General features: G+C 55.7%; 22 protein-coding genes. 10 read left to right on the forward strand and 12 right to left on the reverse strand.

Features of this window, described 5'->3' with window-relative positions; translation table 11 throughout:
• Positions 1-59: 59 nt before the first annotated feature.
• The 3 genes from aroP to FOV68_RS16485 all read left to right on the forward strand — a co-directional run bounded on the left by aroP (position 60) and on the right by FOV68_RS16485 (position 3,982).
• Positions 60-1,415 (forward strand): aromatic amino acid transporter AroP, encoded by a 1,356-nt coding sequence (gene aroP / locus FOV68_RS16475; protein WP_033756570.1) that lies wholly within the window; start codon positions 60-62, stop codon positions 1,413-1,415.
• A gap of 198 nt (positions 1,416-1,613) precedes the next feature.
• Entirely contained in the window at positions 1,614-3,026 is a 1,413-nt protein-coding gene (locus FOV68_RS16480) for a glycoside-pentoside-hexuronide (GPH):cation symporter (protein WP_143991226.1), read from the forward strand.
• Positions 3,023-3,982, forward strand: a complete 960-nt coding sequence (locus FOV68_RS16485; protein WP_039386521.1) for a family 43 glycosylhydrolase — start codon at positions 3,023-3,025, stop codon at positions 3,980-3,982. The genes FOV68_RS16480 and FOV68_RS16485 overlap by 4 nt, the downstream gene beginning before the upstream one ends.
• On the opposite strand, the gene ampE is transcribed toward FOV68_RS16485, so the two are convergent.
• Positions 3,964-4,818 carry a beta-lactamase regulator AmpE gene (gene ampE, locus FOV68_RS16490; RefSeq protein WP_143991227.1) on the reverse strand — a complete coding sequence of 285 codons (855 nt, stop codon included), beginning with the start codon at positions 4,816-4,818 and terminating at the stop codon, positions 3,964-3,966. The genes FOV68_RS16485 and ampE overlap by 19 nt on opposite strands.
• 25 nt (positions 4,819-4,843) lie before the next feature.
• The gene (gene ampD, locus FOV68_RS16495) at positions 4,844-5,386 is read right to left on the reverse strand and encodes a 1,6-anhydro-N-acetylmuramyl-L-alanine amidase AmpD (RefSeq protein ID WP_143991228.1); all 543 of its coding nucleotides are present in this window, start codon (positions 5,384-5,386) and stop codon (positions 4,844-4,846) included.
• 197 nt (positions 5,387-5,583) lie between these two features.
• On the opposite strand from ampD, the gene nadC reads away from it, so the two are divergent.
• From nadC to hofC, 4 genes are all read left to right on the forward strand, one after another.
• On the forward strand, positions 5,584-6,480 hold the full coding sequence (gene nadC / locus FOV68_RS16500) for a carboxylating nicotinate-nucleotide diphosphorylase (protein WP_143991229.1): 897 nt from the start codon (positions 5,584-5,586) through the stop codon (positions 6,478-6,480).
• A gap of 174 nt (positions 6,481-6,654) precedes the next feature.
• A complete protein-coding gene (gene ppdD, locus FOV68_RS16505; RefSeq protein ID WP_010253922.1) occupies positions 6,655-7,110 on the forward strand; it encodes a prepilin peptidase-dependent pilin in 456 nt (151 codons plus the stop codon).
• Positions 7,097-8,482 (forward strand): type II secretion system protein GspE, encoded by a 1,386-nt coding sequence (gene gspE, locus FOV68_RS16510; RefSeq protein WP_143991230.1) that lies wholly within the window; start codon positions 7,097-7,099, stop codon positions 8,480-8,482. The genes ppdD and gspE overlap by 14 nt, the downstream gene beginning before the upstream one ends.
• A complete protein-coding gene (hofC, locus tag FOV68_RS16515) occupies positions 8,475-9,674 on the forward strand; it encodes a protein transport protein HofC (protein ID WP_143991231.1) in 1,200 nt (399 codons plus the stop codon). Before gspE ends, hofC begins: the two co-directional genes overlap by 8 nt.
• 25 nt (positions 9,675-9,699) lie before the next feature.
• Here the strand turns inward: hofC and FOV68_RS16520 are convergent, their stop codons facing one another.
• Positions 9,700-10,740: a GMP reductase gene (locus tag FOV68_RS16520; RefSeq protein ID WP_109652381.1), complete on the reverse strand. Its 1,041-nt coding sequence runs from the start codon at positions 10,738-10,740 to the stop codon at positions 9,700-9,702.
• 234 nt (positions 10,741-10,974) lie between these two features.
• On the opposite strand from FOV68_RS16520, the gene coaE reads away from it, so the two are divergent.
• Genes coaE through yacG form a run of 3 tightly spaced genes read left to right on the forward strand, consistent with a single transcriptional unit; the run spans position 10,975 to position 12,538 of the window.
• A complete protein-coding gene (gene coaE, locus FOV68_RS16525; RefSeq protein WP_031594288.1) occupies positions 10,975-11,583 on the forward strand; it encodes a dephospho-CoA kinase in 609 nt (202 codons plus the stop codon).
• 4 nt (positions 11,584-11,587) lie between these two features.
• The gene (zapD, locus tag FOV68_RS16530) at positions 11,588-12,331 is read left to right on the forward strand and encodes a cell division protein ZapD (RefSeq protein ID WP_010671830.1); all 744 of its coding nucleotides are present in this window, start codon (positions 11,588-11,590) and stop codon (positions 12,329-12,331) included.
• Between the two features lie 9 nt (positions 12,332-12,340).
• Complete coding sequence (gene yacG, locus FOV68_RS16535; protein WP_010253903.1) at positions 12,341-12,538, forward strand: DNA gyrase inhibitor YacG; 198 nt, start codon at positions 12,341-12,343, stop codon at positions 12,536-12,538.
• A 35-nt stretch (positions 12,539-12,573) separates the two neighbouring features.
• Here yacG and mutT read toward each other — a convergent pair whose 3' ends face one another.
• The 9 genes from mutT to murC all read right to left on the reverse strand — a co-directional run bounded on the left by mutT (position 12,574) and on the right by murC (position 23,441).
• The gene (gene mutT, locus FOV68_RS16540) at positions 12,574-12,969 is read right to left on the reverse strand and encodes an 8-oxo-dGTP diphosphatase MutT (protein WP_031594287.1); all 396 of its coding nucleotides are present in this window, start codon (positions 12,967-12,969) and stop codon (positions 12,574-12,576) included.
• 154 nt (positions 12,970-13,123) lie between these two features.
• Positions 13,124-15,832, reverse strand: a complete 2,709-nt coding sequence (gene secA / locus FOV68_RS16545) for a preprotein translocase subunit SecA (RefSeq protein WP_022625411.1) — start codon at positions 15,830-15,832, stop codon at positions 13,124-13,126.
• A 74-nt stretch (positions 15,833-15,906) separates the two neighbouring features.
• On the reverse strand, positions 15,907-16,413 hold the full coding sequence (gene secM / locus FOV68_RS16550) for a secA translation cis-regulator SecM (RefSeq protein ID WP_329608306.1): 507 nt from the start codon (positions 16,411-16,413) through the stop codon (positions 15,907-15,909).
• A 300-nt stretch (positions 16,414-16,713) separates the two neighbouring features.
• Complete coding sequence (lpxC, locus tag FOV68_RS16555; RefSeq protein WP_010253894.1) at positions 16,714-17,631, reverse strand: UDP-3-O-acyl-N-acetylglucosamine deacetylase; 918 nt, start codon at positions 17,629-17,631, stop codon at positions 16,714-16,716.
• A 101-nt stretch (positions 17,632-17,732) separates the two neighbouring features.
• Entirely contained in the window at positions 17,733-18,887 is a 1,155-nt protein-coding gene (gene ftsZ, locus FOV68_RS16560; protein ID WP_010253892.1) for a cell division protein FtsZ, read from the reverse strand.
• A 71-nt stretch (positions 18,888-18,958) separates the two neighbouring features.
• The gene (gene ftsA, locus FOV68_RS16565) at positions 18,959-20,215 is read right to left on the reverse strand and encodes a cell division protein FtsA (protein ID WP_010253890.1); all 1,257 of its coding nucleotides are present in this window, start codon (positions 20,213-20,215) and stop codon (positions 18,959-18,961) included.
• A complete protein-coding gene (gene ftsQ / locus FOV68_RS16570; RefSeq protein ID WP_039386502.1) occupies positions 20,212-21,051 on the reverse strand; it encodes a cell division protein FtsQ in 840 nt (279 codons plus the stop codon). Before ftsQ ends, ftsA begins: the two co-directional genes overlap by 4 nt.
• Before the next feature lies 1 nt (position 21,052).
• Positions 21,053-21,973, reverse strand: a complete 921-nt coding sequence (locus FOV68_RS16575; protein ID WP_010253885.1) for a D-alanine--D-alanine ligase — start codon at positions 21,971-21,973, stop codon at positions 21,053-21,055.
• Positions 21,963-23,441 (reverse strand): UDP-N-acetylmuramate--L-alanine ligase, encoded by a 1,479-nt coding sequence (murC, locus tag FOV68_RS16580; RefSeq protein ID WP_143991232.1) that lies wholly within the window; start codon positions 23,439-23,441, stop codon positions 21,963-21,965. Before murC ends, FOV68_RS16575 begins: the two co-directional genes overlap by 11 nt.
• Positions 23,442-23,455 lie beyond the last annotated feature (14 nt).

Raw genomic sequence — 23,455 nt, forward strand, 5'->3', positions numbered from 1 at the left:
ACTACTTCATTACAGCGTCCTGCGCTGCGAACGAAGAATAAAAACATCACGAGGTTTGTATGGAACAACAGCAAGGCGAAGCGCTGAAACGTGGTCTCAAGAACCGCCATATTCAGCTCATCGCGCTGGGTGGTGCAGTGGGAACCGGCCTGTTTCTGGGCAGTGCATCGGTCATTGAATCCGCCGGACCGGCCGTTATTCTGGGCTATGCGATTGCCGGTTTTATTGCCTTTTTAATCATGCGCCAGTTAGGCGAAATGGTCGTGGAAGAGCCGGTCGCCGGCAGCTTCAGCCACTTCGCGTATAAATACTGGGGCAACTTTGCAGGCTTCGCCTCGGGCTGGAACTACTGGGTGCTCTATGTGCTGGTCGCCATGGCGGAACTCACCGCCGTTGGCAAATATGTCCAGTTCTGGTGGCCAGACTTTCCGACCTGGGCTTCGGCTGCCATCTTCTTCGTAATGATTAACGCTATCAACCTGACCAATGTGAAAGTGTTTGGTGAGATGGAGTTCTGGTTCGCCATCGTTAAAGTGGTTGCGGTGATTGGCATGATCCTGTTCGGTGGCTGGTTGCTGTTCAGCGGTCACGCGGGTCCGCAGGCTACCGTGCGCAACCTGTGGGAACAGGGCGGATTTTTCCCGCATGGCATCGGCGGTCTGGTGATGGTCATGGCGATTATCATGTTCTCGTTTGGTGGGCTGGAGCTGGTAGGTATCACCGCCGCTGAAGCGGATAACCCGGAAGTGAGCATTCCAAAAGCGACCAACCAGGTGCTGTGGCGTATTCTTATTTTCTACATTGGTTCGCTGGCGGTGCTGCTGTCACTGATGCCGTGGACGCGTGTTACGTCAGAAGTCAGCCCGTTTGTCTTTATCTTCCACGAACTGGGCGATGCCATGGTAGCGAATGCGCTCAACGTGGTGATCCTGACGGCGGCGCTGTCGGTCTATAACAGCTGCGTTTACTGCAACAGCCGTATGCTGTTTGGTCTGGCACAGCAGGGTAATGCGCCGAAAGCGCTGCTGAAGGTCGATCGTCGCGGTGTGCCGGTATTAACGATTCTGGTCTCTGCTGTCGCCACTGCGCTCTGTGTGCTGATCAACTATCTGATGCCGGGTGAAGCGTTTGGCCTGCTGATGTCGCTGGTCGTCTCTGCGCTGGTAATCAACTGGGCGATGATCAGCCTGGCGCACCTTAAGTTCCGTCGTAAGAAAGATAAGCAGGGCGTAACCACCCGCTTTAAAGCGCTGCTCTATCCGGCGGGTAACTGGATTTGCCTGATTTTCCTGGCGGCGATTCTGGTACTGATGGCGACCACGCCGGGCATGGCGATCTCTGTCTGGCTGATTCCGGTCTGGCTGGTGATTCTGGGCGTGGGTTACTTTATCAAGAACCAGACACAGAAAGCCTGATGCTTTACCACGTGCTGCGACCTCCTGCGGGGTTGCAGCACGTTACTCACGCCCTCCTGCCCGTCTCAACTGCCCCGATCCAGTTCACACTTCTCTGCCTGCAACTGTTTTGTCCATCTTCATAACAAATTACTCCCGTTCATCTCGCTGATTTCCTGACAATAATTCCTGTTCACACTGGATGCGCAGGAGAAAACCATGAAAGGTACAGCCCTCCCGTTTCGGGAAAAACTGGGATATGGCATGGGCGATGCCGGATGCAACATGATTGGCGGTGCCATCATGCTGTTCCTGAACTACTTCTATACCGACGTTTTCGGCCTTGCCCCGGCGCTGGTGGGGACCCTGCTGCTCTCGGTCAGAGTGCTCGATGCGGTAACCGATCCGATTATGGGCGCGATCGCCGATCGCACCCAGAGCCGCTGGGGCCGTTTTCGTCCCTGGCTGCTGTGGGTTTCCGTGCCTTATGTCGTCTTCAGCGTAATGATGTTCACCACGCCAGACTGGACCTACCACAACAAGGTGATCTGGGCCTTCGTCACCTACTTCCTGATGTCGCTGACCTACACGGCGATTAACATTCCTTACTGCTCTCTGGGCGGCGTGATTACCAACGATCCCGGTGAGCGCGTCTCCTGCCAGTCTTATCGCTTTGTCATGGTCGGCATCGCCACGCTGATACTCTCTCTGTCCCTGCTGCCGATGGCAGAGTGGTTTGGTGGCGAAGACAAAGCACGCGGCTACCAGATGGCGATGGCGGTACTGGCAACCATTGGCCTGGCGATGTTTCTGTTCTGCTTTGCCACGGTACGTGAACGTATCCGCCCTGCCGTGCCGAGCAATGATGACCTGAAAAAAGATCTGCGTGACGTCTGGAAGAATGACCAGTGGGTACGCATTCTCCTGCTGACCTTCTGTAACGTCTGTCCCGGCTTCATCCGCATGGCGGCCACCATGTATTACGTGACCTGGGTCATGGGCCAGTCAACGCACTTCGCCACGCTGTTTATCAGCCTGGGTGTGATTGGCATGATGGTCGGCAGCACGCTGGCGAAACTGCTCACCGATCGCTGGTGCAAACTCAAAGTCTTCTTCTGGACCAATATCGCGCTGGCACTCTTCTCCAGCGGGTTCTACTGGATCGATCCCCATGCCACCGTGATGGTCGTGGTCGCCTACTTTGTGCTGAATATCCTGCATCAGATCCCCTCTCCGCTGCACTGGTCACTGATGGCCGATGTGGATGACTACGGCGAATGGAAAACCGGCAAACGCATCACCGGCATCAGCTTCTCCGGCAACCTGTTCTTCCTCAAGGTGGGACTGGCGGTTGCCGGTGCGATGGTCGGCTTTCTGCTGTCGATCTATGGCTACAATGCGGGCGCTAAACAACAGTCCCCTGAGACAATTAACGGCATCATGCTGCTGTTCACCATTATTCCGGGTGTCGGCTATCTGATTACCGCCGGTGTGGTACGACTGATGAAGGTCGACCGCAAGATGATGATTACCATCCAGCAGGATCTCGCGCTGCGCCGCGAAAACTTCCATGAGTTACACACCGTTCGTCTGCGCGACGGTGTTGTCACGCCAACCGGAGATGTTAAATGACCGCAATCTTGCCGAATCCTTTTATCGAGCAGCGCGCCGACCCCTTTATCCTGCGCCATGAACAGTACTATTACTTTGTAGCATCGGTGCCAGAGTATGACCGGCTGGAGATCCGTCGCGCCACGACGCTGGCCGGCCTGCGCAGCGCCGAGCCGGTGGTCGTCTGGCGCAAGCCCGAGAGCGGCCCCTTTAGCGAGTTAATCTGGGCACCTGAGCTGCACTACATTGACGGACAGTGGGTCATCTATTTCGCCGCAGCACCGACGCGTGAAATCAAAGAGGGACTGTTTCAGCACCGGATGTATGCGCTGGTGTGTGAGGCGGAAGATCCGCTGCAGGGGGAATGGCAGCCCTGCCGCCGGGTCTTCAGCCAGTTCGACAGCTTCTCACTGGATGCCACCCACTTCGTGCATCAGGGTAAAAACTGGTATCTCTGGGCGCAGAAAGATCCATTGATTCCCGGCAACTCTAACCTCTATCTGGCTGAGCTGCTTAATCCCTGGACGCTGAAAGGCACGCCGGTGATGCTGAGCCGGCCAGAATATGAGTGGGAGTGCGCAGGCTTTAGTGTTAATGAAGGACCGGCGGTTATCCGTCACGGGGATCGGCTGTTTGTGACCTACTCTGCCAGCGCCACCGATGAGAATTACTGTCTGGGAATACTGTCGATTGCTGCTGATGCCGATCCGCTTGATGTCGCCGCATGGCAAAAGTCTGCACGGCCGGTATTTGTCTCCAGCTGGGACAACCATCAGTATGGGCCGGGTCACAACAGTTTTACCCAGGATGAGGCGGGTCGCGACGTGCTGGTGTACCACGCACGTAACTACACTGAAATTGAAGGCGATCCGTTATGGGATCCGAACCGCCATACACGACTGAAATATTTCAGCTGGCGGGAAGATGGCACGCCTGATTTCGGCGTGCCACCTGCTGATTACACCAGCGTGCCGTAAATCGTCAGCAACGCGACAGCGACCACCAGTACCAGTGAGGTACGTTTCGCTAACGCCACGGCAACCCGTGGCGTTTCGACTTTATCGGTGTGCGGATCGCGTGACAGTGAGAACTGCGCCAGGATCGTCAGCACCTGATACTGAGAACGATGCCGATCGGTTAGCAAAGCAAACCAGGCGGGCAGCGCTTTTTCGCCATGACCCAGCAGGGCGTAAGCCACACCCGCCAGCCGCACCGGGATCCAGTCGAGAAGATGCAGAATGGCATCCACGCCAGATTGTGAACGCGCCATCGGTGTTCCGTGCTTTGCCAGCCAGCCTTGCCAGGCCCGCAGAAAAGCGTAACCCACCAGCAGCACCGGCCCCCACGGACCGCCCACCACCAGCCAGAACATTGGCGCAAGGTAGAAACGGAAGTTTATCCAGATCAGGGCATTCTGCAGTTCACGCAGGAACTCGCGCTCGCTGCATTCCACCGGCACGCCATGGATCAGCGTCAGTTCAGCCGCCATCGCCTGATGCGCAGCGTCGTCGTCATGACTGGCCGCTTTCAGATAGCTGTGGTAGTGCTGCCGCACCGACCCGGCACCGATACAGAGCAGTCCGGCAACAATCCAGAAGAGCAGTTGCAGCACGCCAAACAGCAGCCCTTTCAGACTCCAGATCACCAGTGCGGTCAGCGCCATCGCCAGCACGGTCATCAGCAGGGTGCGCATCATTGAGAAATGGTGGCGCTGGCGAAAGATCGGCTCCAGCCGGTGTTCGAGCTGCCAGTGCTCGCCCAGTTTAAACAGGCGCTCCCAGCCTAAAACCAACAACAAGGTAAACAACGTCATACTGACTCCGCAAAAATCAGGATTTTTACTGCGTTAACAGCTGTTTGTAGTAGTCCCAGTCAAAAGCAGGTCCGGGATCGGTTTTGCGTACCGGTGCGATGTCACTGTGCCCCGTGATACGTGCAGGCGTTAACGGGTAGTGTTGCAGCAGTAATTGCGTCACTTGCTGCAAGGCCCGATATTGCGCCTCGCTATAAGGCTCACTGTCTGTCCCTTCCAGTTCGATGCCTATGGAGAAGTCGTTGCAGTTTTCACGTCCTTCGAACTGCGAAATGCCTGCATGCCAGGCGCGTTTATCAAAGGGGACATACTGCACGATCTCCCCGTCACGGCGAATCAGGCAGTGTGCCGCCACTTTCAGCGCGGCGATATCCGCAAAATAGGGATGGGCATCGGGCGGTAAGGTGCCGGTGAACAGTTTATCGATCCATGGCCCGCCAAATTCACCGGGTGGCAGGCTGATATTGTGGATCACCAGCAGTGAAGGTGCCTCATTATCAGGGCGTTCGTTGCAATGCGGCGACGGCACATGACGCACGCGGGTCAGCCAGCCCTGTTTGATTTTCATAGCGGTTTTCCTTATTTCACCCGGCTGAGAATAGCATGAATAATAAAGGATTCTTGCTTCTTAGTGTGCCGGTCTGATGACATTCACGCACTGCGTGTTAAGGATACTAAACGAAATGCGACCAGTTGCTGGAACCGAATGGCGGTTCAGGCTATTGTGACCGCCTCTGTCATTTCCCTTTCTGGAGTAAAACGCCTATGTCATCCCGTGGTTATGATCCCGACAGCCGTCGTCAGGCGCTGATTAAACGCATTGAAAGTGACATTCCGGATAGCGTTGCGCTGGCGTTAAAAGAGGATCTCGGAGGCGAGATCGACGCTGACCGCGATATCACCGCGCAGCTGTTACCCGCCGATACCCAGGCCGATGCGCAGGTCATCACCCGCGAAGCCGGTGTTTTCTGTGGTAAACGCTGGGTTGAAGAGGTGTTCATTCAGCTCGGTTCGCATGCAACCCTGATCTGGCATGTCGAAGATGGTGATCAGATCGAGGCTGACCAGCTGCTGTTTGAAATCGAGGGGCCTGCCCGGCTGCTGCTGACCGCCGAGCGAACGGCGCTTAATTTTGTGCAGACGCTCTCAGGCGTTGCCACCGAAGTCAGCCGCTATGCCGCGCTGCTGGCGGGAAGCCAGACGCAACTGCTGGACACGCGTAAAACCCTGCCCGGACTGCGGACTGCGCTGAAATATGCCGTGTTGTGCGGCGGTGGCAGTAATCATCGGCTGGGCCTCTCTGACGCTTACCTCATCAAAGAGAACCATATTATTGCCAGCGGCTCGATTCGGCAGGCAGTGGAAAGAGCGCAATGGATGCAGCCCGATGTGCCGGTTGAAGTTGAGGTGGAATCGCTGGAGGAGTTACGTCAGGCGCTGGAAGCGGAAGCCGATATCGTGATGCTGGATAACTTCAGCCTGGAAGCGATGCGTGCCGCTGTCGAACTTAATCAGGGTCGGGCGTTGCTGGAGGTCTCCGGTAACGTCACCGAAACCACCCTGCCACAGATCGCCCTGACCGGCGTGGACTATGTTTCGGTTGGCGCGCTGACCAAGCATGTGCGGGCGCTGGATCTCTCGATGCGCTTTAAACAAAAATAGCCTGCCTCGCCGTCACTCAACACGGCGATTTTGCGACCCTGCTTCCGGCGCAGTTTCGACTGCGCTGTAAGTCTGAAATCTGTTCACATCATACTTTCCAGTTTGCCCATCTCTGCCTGTCTTTCACTGCTCCCGATTTTTAACCTGTCGCCTTCTTAATACGGAGACGATGTGATGAATTATCAACGTGGATTTACGCTGGTTGAACTGATGATTGTGGTGGGTATTGTGGCAATCTTAAGTGCCATCGGCCTGCCCGCTTATCAAAATTATCTGCAGCGTGCTGCCCTTACTGACATGCTGCAAACCATGGTGCCCTATAAAACCGCTGTTGAGCTTTGCGCCATGGAGCGCGGCGGCCCGACGCAGTGCCAGGCCGGAGAAGCGGGTATTCCTGCCGCCAGGGGATCGCGCTATGTCTCGGCACTGAGCGTGACCAACGGGGTCATTACGCTGACCGGCCAGGAGAGCCTGAATGGGCTGAGCGTTGAAATGCTGCCGCTCTGGGACAGCACCGAGGGCGGCATCAGCTGGCAACGCAGCTGCACCAGCAGCAACAATAGCCTGCGCGACAATTGCCTGCAGCAGTTCCGCTTTGCGGATAAAGGAGCCAGCGATGAGCAAGCCTGATGAGGCGATCGCGGCATTATGTCAGCGCTATCGTGCCCTGGTTTTGCACCATGATGCCAGCCAGCTGCGTGTTGCCGTCGCGGAGAGCGTGCCGCCAGGGCTGGCTGAAGCCCTCCATTTTGCCAGCCAGTGTCAGATTGAAATCGAGTGCTGGCCGCAGGCCCGGCTCGACCAGCTTCAGCACGCTGACACACCGCTTGTAGCGCGCGAAGAGGCGCCCACAGAATCAGCGATCGAAGCGACACAGCTGATCCTGCGTCAGGCGCTGGAGCGTCGCGCCTCTGATGTACATATCGAACCCGGCCGTGATGGCCTGCGTGTGCGTCTGCGTATCGATGGTGTATTGCACCCTCTATCTTCCCTGCCCGCCACCCAGCCTGCTGCGCTGCTGGCGCGACTAAAGATCCTCGGCGGACTGGATATCGCCGAACGCCGGTTACCGCAGGATGGTCAGTTCAGTCTGGAGATCGCCGGTAAACCCGCCTCTTTTCGCCTGGCGACCTTACCCATCTACGGTGGTGAGAAAGCGGTGGTCCGGCTGTTGCAGAGTGAAAGCGCGGCGCTGTCGCTGGATAAGCTCGGCTTACCCGCCGCGCAGTTGCGCCTGTTCTGCGCCGCGCTGGCGCAGCCGCAAGGGCTGATTCTGGTCACCGGGCCTACCGGCAGCGGCAAGACGTTTACGCTCTATAGCGGACTCAGTGCCCTGAATACGCCGGAAAAAAATCTGTGCAGCGTTGAAGATCCGATTGAGATCCCCCTGCCCGGCATTAACCAGACGCAGATCCATGCTAAAAACGGCCTCGATTTTAACCGCGTGCTGCGGGCGCTGCTGAGACAGGATCCGGATGTGATCATGGTCGGGGAGATCCGCGATGCTGAAACGGCGGAGATTGCGGTTAAAGCGGCACAGACCGGACATCTGGTGCTTTCGACTCTGCATACCAACTCCACCGCCGAGACCCTGACCCGGCTACGACAGATGGGCATTCCCGGTTATCTTCTGGGCTCGGCACTGAAACTGATTGTTGCTCAGCGTCTGGTTCGACGCCTTTGCCCCCATTGCCGTCAGCCCGCTCAGGCGGTGGCGCACTATCCTGCGGAACTCTGGCCCGGTACCTTGCAAACCTGGCGAGCTCCCGGCTGCGACCACTGTTTTTCCGGCTATTTTGGCCGTCAGGCACTGTTTGAACTGCTGCCGATCAATGCCAGGCTGCAAAATGCGATCGCCGCCGAAATGCCGCTGGAGAATCTGCTCAGCCTGGCGAAACAGCAGGGATTACGCACTCTGCTGGTGTCTGGCCTGGAAGCAGTAAGCCGGGGCGATACCTCGCTGGAAGAGATGCAACGAGTGATTGGGCTGGACGATGGCTGATGCGTCTTTATTTCGCTGGCAGGCGGTCGATAGCCAGGGCCAGTTAGTCAGTGGCCAGCTACTGGCTATCGACAGTGATAACCTGCTGCTGATGCTGGCGCAGCGCGACCTTCTGCCGGTGAGCTGGAAACGAGAAAAAGTGTGGCGTCAGAGGGAGTGGAAGTGGCAGCACAAAACCGATCTGATTCGTCAGTTGGCAACCCTGCTCAAAGCGGGACTGCCGCTGGCAGAGAGTCTGGCTTTGCTGGCTGAGGGCCATCCGCATGCAGGCTGGCGGGCTCTGATGCTTGTCCTGCATCATCGGGTACTCAGCGGCGCCCCTTTTTCTCAGGCTTTACGTGAATGGCCGCAGATTTTTCCGGCGCTCTATCCGGCCCTGATGGAGGTGGGCGAACTGACCGGTCAGCTGGATACCTGTTGCAGTGAGCTGGCCCGGCAGCAGATCCGGCAGCAGCAGTTATGGCATCAGGTGGCGAAGGCGCTGCGTTATCCTCTGTTCATTCTGCTGGTAGCGATTGCGGTCACCTGCGGCATGCTGCTGTTCGTTCTGCCAGAGTTCGTTGCCGTCTATGACTCCTTTGATGCCCCCCTGCCCGCCTTTACGGCAGCGGTAATGCAGTTATCTGCCGCGCTTCAGGAGTGGGGAGCGGTGTTAGCCATCGGCGTATCGCTGATGCTGGCAGCCTGGCATCAGTTACGACGACGCTCTGCGGGCTGGCAACGCCGTGAGCAGGCGATTTTCCTGCGCATCCCGCTGCTTTCCGGGTTATGGCGTGGCACGCAGCTGACGCAGATCTACACCATTCTGAATCTGACACAGCGCGCCGGGTTAACTCTGCTACAGGGACTGGCAGCCGTTGAAGTCACGCTCTCATCATTGCTATGGCGGGAAGCAATGGCCGGACTGCAGCAGCACATTGCTCAGGGGAATCCTCTGCATCAGGCGCTGATGCATCATCCGCTGTTCACACCATTATGCGGTCAGCTGGTTCGCGTCGGCGAAGAGGCGGGCGCGCTGGATTTAATGCTGGCTCGTCTGGCGGAATGGCATGAGGCAGAAACCCGTGAGCGCGCTGACACACTGGCTGCTTCGCTGGAACCGATGATGATGGTGGTGATTGGCGGCATTGTCGGCACGCTGGTGATTGCGATGTATCTGCCGGTGTTCGGGCTGGGTGATGCGATGCATTAAGGGGCGCAGGCTGCGCCCCGGATAACTATCGGTTGAAAACGCGGTTTTCCTGCTCATTAACCCGGATAAAGGTGGTGCGCTTGGTCAGCTCTTTCAGCCGCTCCGCACCCACGTAAGTGCAGGCGGAACGCAGTCCACCCAGGATATCGCGCGCGGTGTCAGCAACCGGGCCACGCAATGGCAGCTTCACCGTTTTACCTTCTGCTGCGCGATATTGCGCCACACCGCCAACGTGACGCTTCATCGCCGATTCGGAACTCATGCCGTAAAACAGCATAAAGCTTTCGCCATTCTCTTCAACCACCTGCCCTTCACACTCATCATGTGCCGCCAGCATGCCACCCAGCATCACGAAGTCGGCACCGCCGCCAAACGCTTTCGCAATATCGCCAGGCACTGAGCAGCCGCCATCACTGACAATCTGTCCGCTTAAGCCATGCGCCGCATCGGCACATTCAATGACAGCGGAAAGCTGCGGATAACCCACGCCGGTTTTCACCCGGGTTGTACAGACCGAACCCGGACCAATGCCGACTTTGACGATATCCGCGCCAGAGAGAATCAGCTCCTCCACCATTTCGCCCGTTACCACGTTACCGGCACAGATGGTTTTAGCCGGGAAGGTTTCACGGGCGCGCTGCAGAAAATCAACAAAATGCTGAGAGTAGCCGTTGGCCACGTCGATGCAGATAAACTGCAGATTGTCTGACAGCGCCATAATCGCGACCAGTTTATTGAGATCGGCCTCCGAGGTGCCGGTTGAAACCATCACATGTTGCAATACCGTCGCGGGGACGCGCTGAATAAACGCGCGCCACTCATCTACGCTGTAATGCTTATGGACTGCTGTAAGGATATTGAAGCTGGCCAGCGCCTCAGCCATTGAAAATGTGCCAACGGTATCCATGTTGGCGGCGATAATCGGTACGCCGCTCCAGCTCAGGCCCGAATGTCTGAAGGTAAAGCTGCGTTCCAGCTCAACCTGTGAGCGACTTTGCAGCGTGGAGCGTTTGGGGCGGATTAAGACATCTTTAAAGCCCAGTTTTAAATCTTCTTCAATACGCATAAACAGTGTCCTGGTAAGTGGCAATGAATCGTCGTTCACGAAGTAAGCACAGCTCCAGTGACGTTATGATACGCGCCTCTCGCTGCGCGACAAGACTGCGAATTTCACTTTATTTACGCTACAATCCGTTAAATTTAATTGTGCTTTATCGGTGTGATCTGACGCGCATTTTTGCGTTTTTTATTCAGATCATTACCCTGAAGCCCTGTCGAACAGAGAAGTCAGGTGAGAAACATGCCCTATATCGTCGCGCTTACAGGGGGGATCGGCAGTGGTAAAAGTACGATTGCCCAGGCATTCGCAGCGTCTGGTGTGGAAATTATTGATGCTGACCTGATAGCACGTGAAGTTGTCGAACCCGGCACACCCGCTTTGCAGGCCATTCAGGCGCGTTATGGCGCGTCGATAGTGACTGATGAGGGGAAGCTTGACCGTAGCCGACTTCGCGACATTATTTTTCAGCAGCCGGAAGAGAAAAGCTGGTTAAACGCGCTGCTGCATCCACTTATTAATGCCCGGACGCATCAATTGATCGCCGAAGCCACCACACCTTATGTGCTCTGGGTGGTGCCGCTACTGGTGGAAAATCAGTTACAGCACCAGGCTGATCGGGTACTGGTGGTGGATGTTGATGAGGCAACGCAGTTAGCGCGCACCCGGCAGCGTGATCATCTTTCCGTCGCCCAGGCAAAACGCATTCTTGCCGCACAGGCGACGCGCCAGCAGCGCCTCGCCTGTGCCGATGACATTATTGATAACAGTGGCGAGCCCGACGACGCCTTGCCGCAGGTTGCCGAACTCCATCAGCGCTATCTCAGGCTGGCGGCAACGAAACAGGATTAATACCATGAGCACACCCGTTCTGTTTGAACACCCACTGAATGAAAAAATGCGAACCTGGTTACGGGTTGAGTTTTTGATCAATCAGTTAGATGAAATTGTCCCACTGGATAAAACCGTTAATGCGCTAACCTTTTTTCGCCTGATTAGCGAGTTGCTCGATATTTTTGAGCGGGGCGATATGCGTACTGAATTGTTAAAAGAGCTGGAGCGTCAGCAGCAAAAGTTACGTGCATGGGCTGATGTGCCAGGTGTTGATATGACGCTGGTTAATGCCCTGCGCGATAAACTCAAAATTCAGTCGACGCAGTTAATGAATGCCCCACGTATGGGCCAGCAACTCCGCGAGGACCGTCTGATTGCCCTGGTGCGGCAGCGCCTGAGCATCCCTGGTGGATGCTGCAGCTTTGATTTGCCGGGCCTGCACATCTGGCTCCATCTGCCGCAGGAAGCACGCGATGCGCAGGTCGAAGCCTGGATGCAGACGCTGGAGCCGCTGCATCATGCGCTGGCGATGATACTGGACCTGATCCGCCAGTCCGGCGCGTTTCATGTGCAGACCAGCCTTAATGGTTTTTATCAGGATAATGCCGAAGGCGCCGATCTGCTGCGACTGCAGTTGTCGCTGGAGGATGCGCTCTATCCACAGGTGTCCGGACATAAAAGCCGCTACGCCATTCGTTTTATGCCGCTTGATAGTGAGCGCGGTGAAGTTCCGGCTCGCCTTAATTTTCAACTGGCCTGTTGTTAGAGGTAAAAAATGCAGCAAGAAGTGATGACCGTTGCCTGTCCGCAGTGCGGCAAAGATGTGATCTGGGATGAGCTCAGCCCGTGGCGCCCCTTTTGCAGTAAGCGCTGCCAGCTCATCGATTTAGGTGAGTGGGCCGCAGAAGAGAAACGTATTCCCAGCCGCGACGATATGAACGACAGTGACAACTGGAGTGAAGAGGATCGCTGATAGCCGAACCGGATGGGGCGCGCAGCCCCATCCGATCAGAGTTCGCCAGCAATCAGACGCGCAATCAGCTGATGATTCGCGGGCGGAAACTCCTCCGCGACCAGCGCATGCTGATCCACCCAACGCTGCGGCTGCCCCTCTTTGCCCCACGGCTCTCCTTTCCACCCTTCAACCAGAAAGAAATGCAGCGTCACCCGCAGATCGTCATAGCTATGGTCTGCATGACCGATCGGGCGTGCCTGGGTGACTTCAATCCCGGTCTCTTCCTGAAGTTCCCTTATCAATCCCTGTTCGGCGCTTTCGCCCGCTTCAATTTTACCGCCAGGAAACTCCCACTTGTTCGCCATGTAAGAGGTCGCCGCGCGCTGGGCAAGGAAAATTTGTTTACTGGCATTGCGAATGATGCCAACTGCAACCTGCAGGTGCTTCATGGAGACTATCCGGTAGTAATGGGTGAATGAAGCCTGATTTTAGAGCATGCCGTAGCGGATGTTAACCGCTTTAGATCAGCGGAGTCGCAGTTGCCTGGGTGGCAGAGACCATAAAAAAAGGAGCCAGCGGCTCCTTTTTTATTAGCATTCAGTCTCAGGCGATGCGGCCATGACACTGCTTGTACTTTTTACCGGAACCACATGGGCAGGGATCGTTGCGGCCGACTTTGCGTTCGCCACTCTGCTCCGCCACAGGCTCTGCTGCTGCCAGCAGATCCTCTTCAACATGGCTCAGCTGCTGTTGCTGTGCCAGACGTTCAGCTTCTTCGCGACGTTGTTGCTCCATCGCTTCAACTTCTTCTGGCATGCGCACCTGGACTTTGCTCAGCGTACTGATCACTTCATATTTCAGTGATTCAAGCATCGCGGCAAACATGGCGAAGGATTCACGCTTGTACTCCTGCTTCGGATCTTTCTGCGCATAGCCGCGCAGATGGATGCCCTGACGCAGATAGTCCATCGCGGCCAGATGCTCTTTCCACAGCGAATCCAGCGTCTGAAGCATCACGCCTTTTTCGAAGTTGCGCATCATCTCTGCGCCAACGATCTCTTCTTTCTCAGCGTAGCTTTCCATGGCATGGGTCATGATGCGCTCACGCAGCACTTCTTCATGCAGGTCAGGCTCTTTATCCAGCCACTCTGCAATCGGCAGGTTCAGATCGAAGTCAGTACGCAGACGCTCTTCCAGGCCTGGCACATCCCACATCTCCTCCAGCGACTGCGGCGGAATGTAAGTATCGATGGTAACTTTGTAGACGTCGTGGCGAATACTGTTGATGGTTTCGCTAACGTCAGACACATCCAGCAGTTCATTACGCTGACTGTAGATGGCGCGACGCTGGTCATTAGCCACATCATCATATTCCAGCAACTGCTTACGAATATCGAAGTTACGGCTTTCAACTTTGCGCTGGGCATTGGCAATCGCTTTGGTGACCCACGGATGCTCAATCGCTTCGCCTGGCTTCATGCCCAGTTTACGCATCATATTCGAGACGCGGTCTGAGGCAAAAATACGCATCAGCGCATCTTCCATTGAGAGGTAGAAGCGAGAAGAACCGGCGTCACCCTGACGGCCTGCACGACCACGCAGCTGATTGTCAATACGACGCGATTCGTGACGCTCAGTACCGACGATGTGTAAACCGCCTGACGCCAGTACAGCATCATGACGAATCTGCCATGCCGCTTTAATCTCTTCGATTTGCGCTTCAGTTGGCTCTTCCAGTTCGGCCACTTCAGCGTGCCAGCTGCCGCCCAGCATAATATCCGTACCACGTCCGGCCATGTTGGTGGCGATAGTGACCGCACCTGGCTGACCGGCCTGCGCCACGATATCCGCTTCGCGGGCGTGGAATTTGGCGTTCAGTACGTTATGTTTGATACCGGCGCGGGTCAGTTCGTTAGAGACCACTTCTGATTTCTCAATCGAGATGGTCCCCACCAGCACCGGCTGACCATTGGCGGTGCGCTCACGGATATCTTCGATAATGGCATCGATCTTCTCTTTCTCGGTCATGTAGACCAGGTCAGCCAGATCTTTACGCACCATCGGACGGTTGGTCGGCACGACAATGGTGTCGAGCTTATAAATGGAGCTGAATTCAAATGCTTCGGTATCAGCGGTACCGGTCATACCGGCCAGCTTCTCGTAAATACGGAAGTAGTTCTGGAAGGTGATAGAGGCCAGCGTCTGGTTCTCGTTCTGGATCTCAACGCCTTCTTTCGCTTCAATCGCCTGATGCAGACCATCAGACCAGCGACGACCCTGCATGGTTCGGCCGGTGTGTTCATCAACAATCACCACTTCGCCATCTTTCACGATGTAATCCACATCGCGGGTAAAGAGTGCGTGCGCACGCAGCGCCGCAGTGACGTGGTGCATCAGCATGATGTTGGTCGGAGAGTAGAGTGACTCGCCCGCTTCCATGATGCCCTGGCTGACCAGCAGCTCTTCCACTTTGACCAGACCGCGCTCAGACATGTGAGCCTGACGCGCTTTTTCATCGACCCAGAAGTCGCCTTCACCCTGATGGGTTTCGGTATCTTCTTTATCCTGGCGAACCAGATGAGGGATGATCTTGTTCACTTTGGTGTAAAGCTCAGAACTGTCTTCCGCCGGACCAGAGATGATCAGCGGGGTACGCGCTTCATCGATCAGGATGGAGTCGACCTCATCCACCAGCGCATAGTGCAGTTTACGCTGTACACGCTCTTCCGGGCTGAAAGCCATGTTGTCGCGCAGGTAGTCAAAGCCATATTCGTTGTTGGTGCCGTAGGTGATGTCTGCTGCGTAAGCTTCACGCTTTGCCACCGCCGGCAGGCCCGACATGTTGATACCAATGGTTAAACCCAGGAACTCAAACAGCGGACGGTTGTTTTCCGCATCACGCTGTGCCAGATAGTCGTTGACGGTAACCACGTGAACGCCTTTGCCGGACAGCGCATTCAGGTAGGCCGGCAGCGTTGCGGTCAGCGTTTTACCTTCACCGGTTCGCATCTCAGCAATGCAGCGATCGTTCAGCACCATGCCGCCGATCAGCTGCACGTCGAAGTGACGCATCCCGAATACGCGTTTACTCGCTTCACGCACGGTTGCGAACGCTTCCGGGATCAGGCTTTCCAGCGATTCACCTTTTTTCAGGCGTTCGCGGAACAGATCCGTTTTCGCTTTCAGTTCATCATCAGAGAGCTTCTCAAAATCGGGCTCCATCTTATTGATGACGTCCACCACTTTACGCATACGACGCAGAGTACGATCGTTACTGCTACCAAAAACCTTGGTTAATATTTTGCTTAACATAATAAATATATTCTCAATTCAGCCGGAGCATTCCGGACTGCGAAATCTAAACAGAGTGAATAAAACCAAAAATATTAGCAGAACAATCGGGCAGGTCCGGCGCGTATGCCATGCACGCTGGCATGCCATTCTACCCATGAGCGGGTAACGGCCATGAAAAGAGGCGGCGTAGTGATCTGCTGCGGTGCAGTGTGCAGCGCAGAATGTGATGTCAGTAAACTATGCAGTGAGTCGATCAGCGCCAGCTTTTGTGCCGCCAGCGGTAATGTCTGTTGCTCCGCCTGCGCCTGGGGCGCCAGCGTGAAAGAGAGATGACGAATAACGGTGCGGATGGCGTGCTGATGCCAGTAATCCACGCTGAAGCTCGGGCGTCGGGATGCTTCCTGCAGCCGGATCAGGTGATCAAAGCGTGTGGCATTGCCAAGAAAGAGACTGCTGGCCGGAGATTCAGACGACGCGTTGAGTTCGGAGCTTTGCGCACAGGCTGGCAGGCCAAAGCTGGCCGCTACCATCCCTAACAGGAGATGAGGCCAGAAATAGCGTCTACCTAATTGTCGCCAGCGCAGAAGAATCCCGATCACAACCTTTCCATCGCGCATGCTCTGTTGCGCTTTTGTTTTCTGGTACCCGCCGCGAGCCGCAACGGATTTCGGCCTGTAAAAGCGCCACAGATAGTATCATTAATGTGGGGCATCCACACCTGGGATTAAAGTGATGGCGAGAGAAAACGCGTGTGATTGTTCAGCAAATCAGCAGAACAGACAACGCTTTGCGAGCGAGGTCGCAGTCATCAGGCGTGTGATAAGAGGCAATAAAAAACGGCTGGCGCCGCTGACCGGAGAGGGTGTCAGCATAACCAGCCGTTTCACGTTCCGGGGTAATTAAGCCAGAACCAGATTCGGTGCTTTGAATGCCAGCGGCAGTTCAGCTTCGTCTTCGAAGGTTGCCCATTCCCAGGCTTCCTGCTTAGCCAGAACCGCTTGCAGCAGCTTGTTGTTCAGCGCGTGGCCCGATTTGAACGCAGTGAATGCGCCAATGATGTTGTGACCACACATAAACAAGTCGCCAATCGCGTCCAGCATTTTGTGACGGACAAACTCGTCCTCAAAACGCAGGCCTTCTTCATTCAGTACGCGGAAATCATCCAGACCTATCGCACAATCTAAGCTACCGCCCAGGCACAGGCCTTTAGACTGCAGATATTCGATTTCACGCATAAAGCCAAATGTACGCGCCCGGCTGATTTGGCGAACAAAGGCGTCAGCAGAGAAGTTCATCGCATAACGCTGTGAGCTGGAATCGATAGCCGGGTGTTTGAAGTCGATGGTGAAATCAAGCGAGAAGCCGTTAAACGGTTTGATCTCAGCCCATTTGTCACCCTCTTCCACACGCACGGTCTGCTTAACACGCACAAATTTCTTCGCGCTGTTGAGCTGCTCGATGCCCGCATCCATCAGCAGATAGATAAACGGTGCTGCGCTGCCATCCATGATCGGGATTTCTGGCGCATCGACTTCAACAATAATGTTGTCGATACCCAGCCCCGCCAGGGCGGCATTGAGGTGTTCAACCGTGGAAATACGCACGCCTTCATCATTCACCAGGCAGGTACTCAGCATGGTGTCGCGCACGTATTTTGCATCAGCCGGAAAATCTACCGGTGGATTCAAGTCGGTGCGACGATAGATGACCCCGGTATTAGCCGACGCAGGGCGTAATGTCAGGGTGACTTTTTTGCCGGTATGTAAACCGACACCAGTCGCCTGAACAATACGTTTTAATGTCCTTTGTTTGATCATCGTATTATCTCGCAATATCACCTGTCCGACCGCCAGTATACTTTACCAGCGGACAGAGACTTTAGCACAAAGAGCGGAGAATCCCAATTATAGGGTTAATCCTAATCGGCCTGCTTACGTAAAAAGGCCGGAATATCAAGATAATCGGGCTCTTTGTTCGACTGCGCAGCCTGGTCGTTAACGACTTTGGCAGCAGGTTTCTGCTCCTGCGGCAGCGGTGACATACCGTGCTGCTGATAGCGATGATCCATCACTGGCTGACTGGCTGGCTTGTTGGTTACCAGGGTGATTTCAGGACGCTTGTCCATGCCGATACCGGTTGCCACCACGGTGACGCGCAGTTCGTCGTTCATCTCCGGATCCAGTGAGGTACCGATCACGACGGTCGCGTTGTCAGAGGCGAAGGCGCGGATAGTGTTACCCACGGTCTCGAACTCATCCAGACGCAGGTCGAAGCCCGCCGTAATGTTGACCAGCACGCCACGCGCACCAGAAAGGTCGATATCTTCCAGCAGTGGGCTGGAGATCGCCATTTCAGCCGCTTCTTCCGCACGATCTTCACCGCACGCGACGCCTGAACCCATCATCGCATAGCCCATTTCGGACATGACGGTACGCACGTCAGCAAAGTCGACGTTCATCAGGCCAGGACGGGTGATCAGCTCAGCGATACCCTGAACGGCGCCTTTCAGCACGTCATTCGCTGCACCAAACGCATCCAGCAGAGAGATACCACGGCCCAGCACTTTCAGCAGCTTGTCGTTTGGAATGGTGATCAGTGAATCGACATGCTTAGAGAGTTCGGCGATCCCCTGCTCGGCAAACGCCATGCGCTTTTTGCCTTCGAAGTTGAACGGCTTGGTGACAACCGCCACCGTCAGGATACCCAGCTCCTTAGCCACTTCAGCCACGACAGGAGCTGCACCGGTACCGGTACCGCCGCCCATACCTGCTGCGATGAAGACCATGTCTGCCCCTTCCAGCGCAGAACGCAGTGCTTCGCGATCTTCTTCTGCAGAGTTACGGCCCACTTCCGGGTTCGCACCCGCACCCAGACCTTTGGTAATGTTATTACCGATCTGAATGGTCTGGCCGACAGCTGTTTTACGCAGCGCTTGCGCGTCGGTATTCACAGCAAAGAATTCCACACCTTCGATACGCTCGCGTACCATGTGCTCTACGGCGTTACCGCCGCCGCCACCGACGCCGATGACTTTAATCACCGCGTCGTTGGTTAATTCCATAGGTTCAAACATGATTTCTCTCCGTTATGTGCCTGTCGCCTGGAGATCACTAAAGAAAACAGCATGATCCCCTTTCACAAAAATTAAAACTCTTTTTTTAACCAACTGTTAATACGCTTGAACCAGTTACCTACTGAGACCCGTTTTTCGGTCTCTGCATCACCGTTCATGTGCGACTCTTTGCCGTAATGCAACAGTCCCACGGCAGTGGAGTAGTACGATTCCTGCGCATAGTCAGTCAGGCCGGTAATATTCAGCGGCTGTCCGATACGCACCTGCGTATGGAATACGCGTTGCGCACAGGCCGCCAGTCCTTCGATTTGCGCTGCACCACCGGTCAGGACAATGCCTGCGGCTAAGTGATGCTTCACGCCCTGCTGACGCAGTTGTTCCTGTAACTGCAGAATCTCGTCATTGACCAGATTCAAAAGTTCGGTGTAACGCGGCTCAATCACTTCAGCCAGCGTCTGACGTTGCAGGCTACGTGGTGGACGTCCGCCCACACTCGGCACCTCAACGTTCTCATCTTTGCCGACAATCGAGCCCAGCGCGCAACCATGGCGCACTTTGATCGCCTCAGCATCCGTTGGTGGTGTACCAAACGCATAGGCGATGTCGCTGGTAACGACGTTGCCTGCATACGGAATAACCTTAGTGTGCCGTAAAGCGCCGCCGGTATATACGGCTATGTCCATTGTACCGCCACCAATATCGACAACACACACGCCCAGCTCACGTTCGTCTTCAGTCAGAACGGCAAAACTGGAGGCGAGACCGGCAAAAATCAGCTGATCCACTTTCAGCCCGCAACGTTCAACGGCTTTAACGATGTTCTTCGCCATGTCGTTGTGGCAGGTGATCAGATGCACTTTCGCCTGCATACGCACGCCAGAAAGCCCGACCGGATTTTTAATCCCTTCCTGATAGTCAATGGCGTACTCCTGAGGAATGACGTGCAGGATGCGATGCTCGTCACGTACTCTCACCGATTTGGCGGTGTGTACGACGTTCTCTACATCATCCTGAGTCACTTCCTCTTCGGAAATCGGAACCATCCCGATTTCGTTCTGACAACTAATATGTTTGCCCGATAAAGCAAGGTAGACGGAGGAGATCTGGCAATCTGCCATCAGCTCAGCCTGATCGATGGCGCGCTGAACGCATTTCACCACCGACTCAAGGTCGTTTACGCCACCTTTATCCATACCGCGGGAAGGGCAGCTGCCCACCCCAATAATGTTGACCATACCATCGGGCAGAACTTCCCCAACCAGGGCGGCAACCTTCGCAGTGCCGATTTCGAGTCCAACTACCAGTTTTCTGTCCGTTGCCTTGATCATTGTTGTTTAGCCTGTGCCTGGTTCTGTTGCTGATTACTGTCCTGTGGCTCCATCACGATCGGTGTCCAGCCAACAGAAGCGCCAGAGTCGTATCGTAAATCCACGTAGCTGATACGTTTGCTCTCGTTCTGACCTTGCTGTTGCAGCACCGGGTAGAGCTCAATAAAGCGATTCAGTCGTTTCATGGTGTCGCTGCGGCCCAGTTCGATACGAACATCATCGCTGGTGACCAGCTGCCATGAACGCCGCGCCGTCATCGACGCCACCTTCAGAGTAAACTTTCGGGCTTTCAGCACATCATCCATGCTGTGATAGCCCGCCAGGACCTCTTTCTCACTCCCTTCCGGCCCGTACAACATCGGCATTGTCTCTTTGCCGACATGACTGGCGGGTACGCTGAAGGAGACACCCTCAGCATCCACCATATGCAAATCGTTCCAGCGCGCCACCGGTGTGTACTCCACAAGGTGGATCTTCAGTTCGTCCGGCCACTGCTTACGCACGCTGACCTGCTTAATCCAGGGCAGCCGCTCAATCTGCTGCTGCAGGATGTCCACATCCTGAGACATAAACGTACCAGGCGGACCCAGCGACAAAATCGCCTGACGAATATCATCGTGTGTGGTGTAGTGCGTCTGTCCTGTCACCACCAGTTTTGACAATGGCAGCCGGGACGCATCGTTCATCCACTTCAGTACCACCAGCCCGCCGGCAACCATAATCCCGATGACGATCAGCAGAAAAACAATGCCGAACAGTCGGGCACCGTTACTGCGCCCGGTGCGAATACGCTCCTGCGGTTCACGGTTTCGAACTCTCATCGCCGCCTGTGACATATCAGTCGGCCAGCTCCAGAATATGGGCAACCAGCTGCGGGAAGCTCATGCCCGCCTGTTTCGCTGCCATTGGCACCAGACTGTGGCTGGTCATGCCCGGTGAGGTATTGGCTTCCAGTAACTGAAAGCGCCCTTCCCCATCGGTCATTACATCAACCCGTCCCCAGCCGCGACATCCCAGCGCACGCCAGGCCGCCAGTACCAGCTGCTGTAATTCCGCTTCACGTTCAGCGCTTAAATCGGCCGGACAGACGTACTGAGTATCGTCAGAAATGTATTTAGCTTCATAGTCATAGAACTCGCTGGCGCTCTTTATTTCAATCGAGGGCAGAATACGATCGCCCACAATCGCGACGGTGTACTCCGCGCCGCTGAGAAACGCCTCGACCAGCACGTCATTGTCGTGCTTAAACGCCATGTCCAGTGCCGCCGGCAGCGCGCTCAGATCGTTAACCCGACTGATGCCCACGCTGGAGCCTTCACAGGCTGGCTTCACAAATAGTGGCAGGCCAAGCGCCGCAATTGCCGCGTTGTTTTCTGCGTCCAGACCGGCATCAAACTGCTGGCGTGTCAGCCAGACAAACTTTCCTGACGGTAAACCACGTCCCTGCCACAGCAGCTTGGTGCGCAGCTTATCCATGGTCACGGCCGATGCCATCACGCCGCTGCCGGTGTACGGCAGTTGCAGGAACTCCAGCACCGCCTGCAGCGTGCCATCTTCTCCGCCCCGGCCATGCAGCGCGATAAAGGCTTTGGTAAAGCCCTGCTCTTTCAGCGTCAGCACAGAGACATCACGGGTATCGATGCCATGTGCATCAATGCCCATTTCCCGTAATCCGGCGAGGACGGCCTGACCCGAGTTCAGCGAAACCTCGCGCTCTGCCGAGGTGCCACCCATTAATACTGCAACTTTATCTGCCATGACGATCCTCCGCTTTGCGTTCCGGCTGGAGCTTAGTGTCAGCCAGCTTGCGGGCAACCTTGCCGACGTTACCGGCTCCCTGCACCAGAATCAGGTCATTGCCTGACAGCAGCGGTGCCAGCATCTCTGGCAGCGCGTCATGTTCCGGCACCAGAATCGGATCCACCTTGCCGCGATTACGAATCGCACGGCACAGCGAACGACTGTCAGCACCCGGAATGGCGGTTTCACCGGCCGGGTAAACATCCAGCATCAGCAACACATCTACATGCGACAGTACGTTGGCGAAATCATCAAACAGATCGCGGGTACGGCTGTAACGGTGCGGCTGAAACACCATCACCAGTTTTTTATCCGGCCAGCCTGCGCGCGCGGCTTTGATTGTCGCGTCCACTTCGGTGGGATGATGACCGTAATCATCAACCAGCATCGCGGTGCCCGGCTGTCCATTGACCGGCTCTGTCGGGAATTCACCCAGCAGATCAAAGCGACGGCCCGTGCCCTGGAAACTCTCCAGCGCAGCCAGGATAGCATTGTCTTCAATGCCCTCTTCACTGGCGACGGCGACGGCGGCTGCCGCATTCAGGGCATTGTGGCGACCCGGCGCGTTCAGCGTAATCTGCAGCGGTGCTTTATCCTGACGGATCAGGGTGAAATGCCCCTGCGCGCCACTCTGTTCATAATTTTCAATGCGCAGGTCAGCATCATCACTGAAACCGTACGTGGTGATATGGCGTCCCACGCGTGGGATCAGGTCACGAATAACCGCATCATCCACACACATCACCGCACGACCGTAAAACGGCAGGTTGTGCAGGAAGTTAATAAACGTCTGCTTCAGGTTCTCAAAATCGCCCTGATAGGTGTCCATATGGTCAGCTTCGATGTTGGTCACAATCGCCACCATCGGCTGCAGATGCAGGAACGACGCATCGCTCTCATCCGCTTCAGCAATCAGATACCGGCTGTGGCCCAGACGGGCATGGGTGCCTGCTGCTTTGACCAGTCCGCCGTTAACAAAGGTCGGATCGAGACCCGCTTCCGCATAAATACTCGACACCATCGCCGTGGTGGTCGTTTTGCCATGGGTACCCGCAACGGCGATGCCGTGACGAAAACGCATCAGCTCAGCCAGCATCTCCGCGCGACGGATCACCGGGATACGCTGTTCACGTGCCGCCACCAGTTCTGGGTTATCCTGCGAAACGGCGCTGGAAACCACCACAACGCTGGCATCGGTCACGTTTTCGGGGCGATGGTTAAAATAAATGGTGGCACCCAGCGCAATCAGGTTCTGCGTCACCGGGTTAGGAGCCAGATCTGAACCGCTGATATGGTAGCCTTCATTTGCTAACACTTCGGCAATACCGCCCATGCCAGCACCGCCGATGCCGACAAAGTGGATGTGCCGGACGCGACGCATCTCGGGCACGATAGAACGCAGTTTTGCCAATTGTTGTGTATTCATCGCTCTCAGTTACC

The sequence above is a fragment of the Pantoea sp. paga genome (genome assembly GCF_007558755.1).
GTDB lineage: Bacteria > Pseudomonadota > Gammaproteobacteria > Enterobacterales > Enterobacteriaceae > Pantoea > Pantoea agglomerans.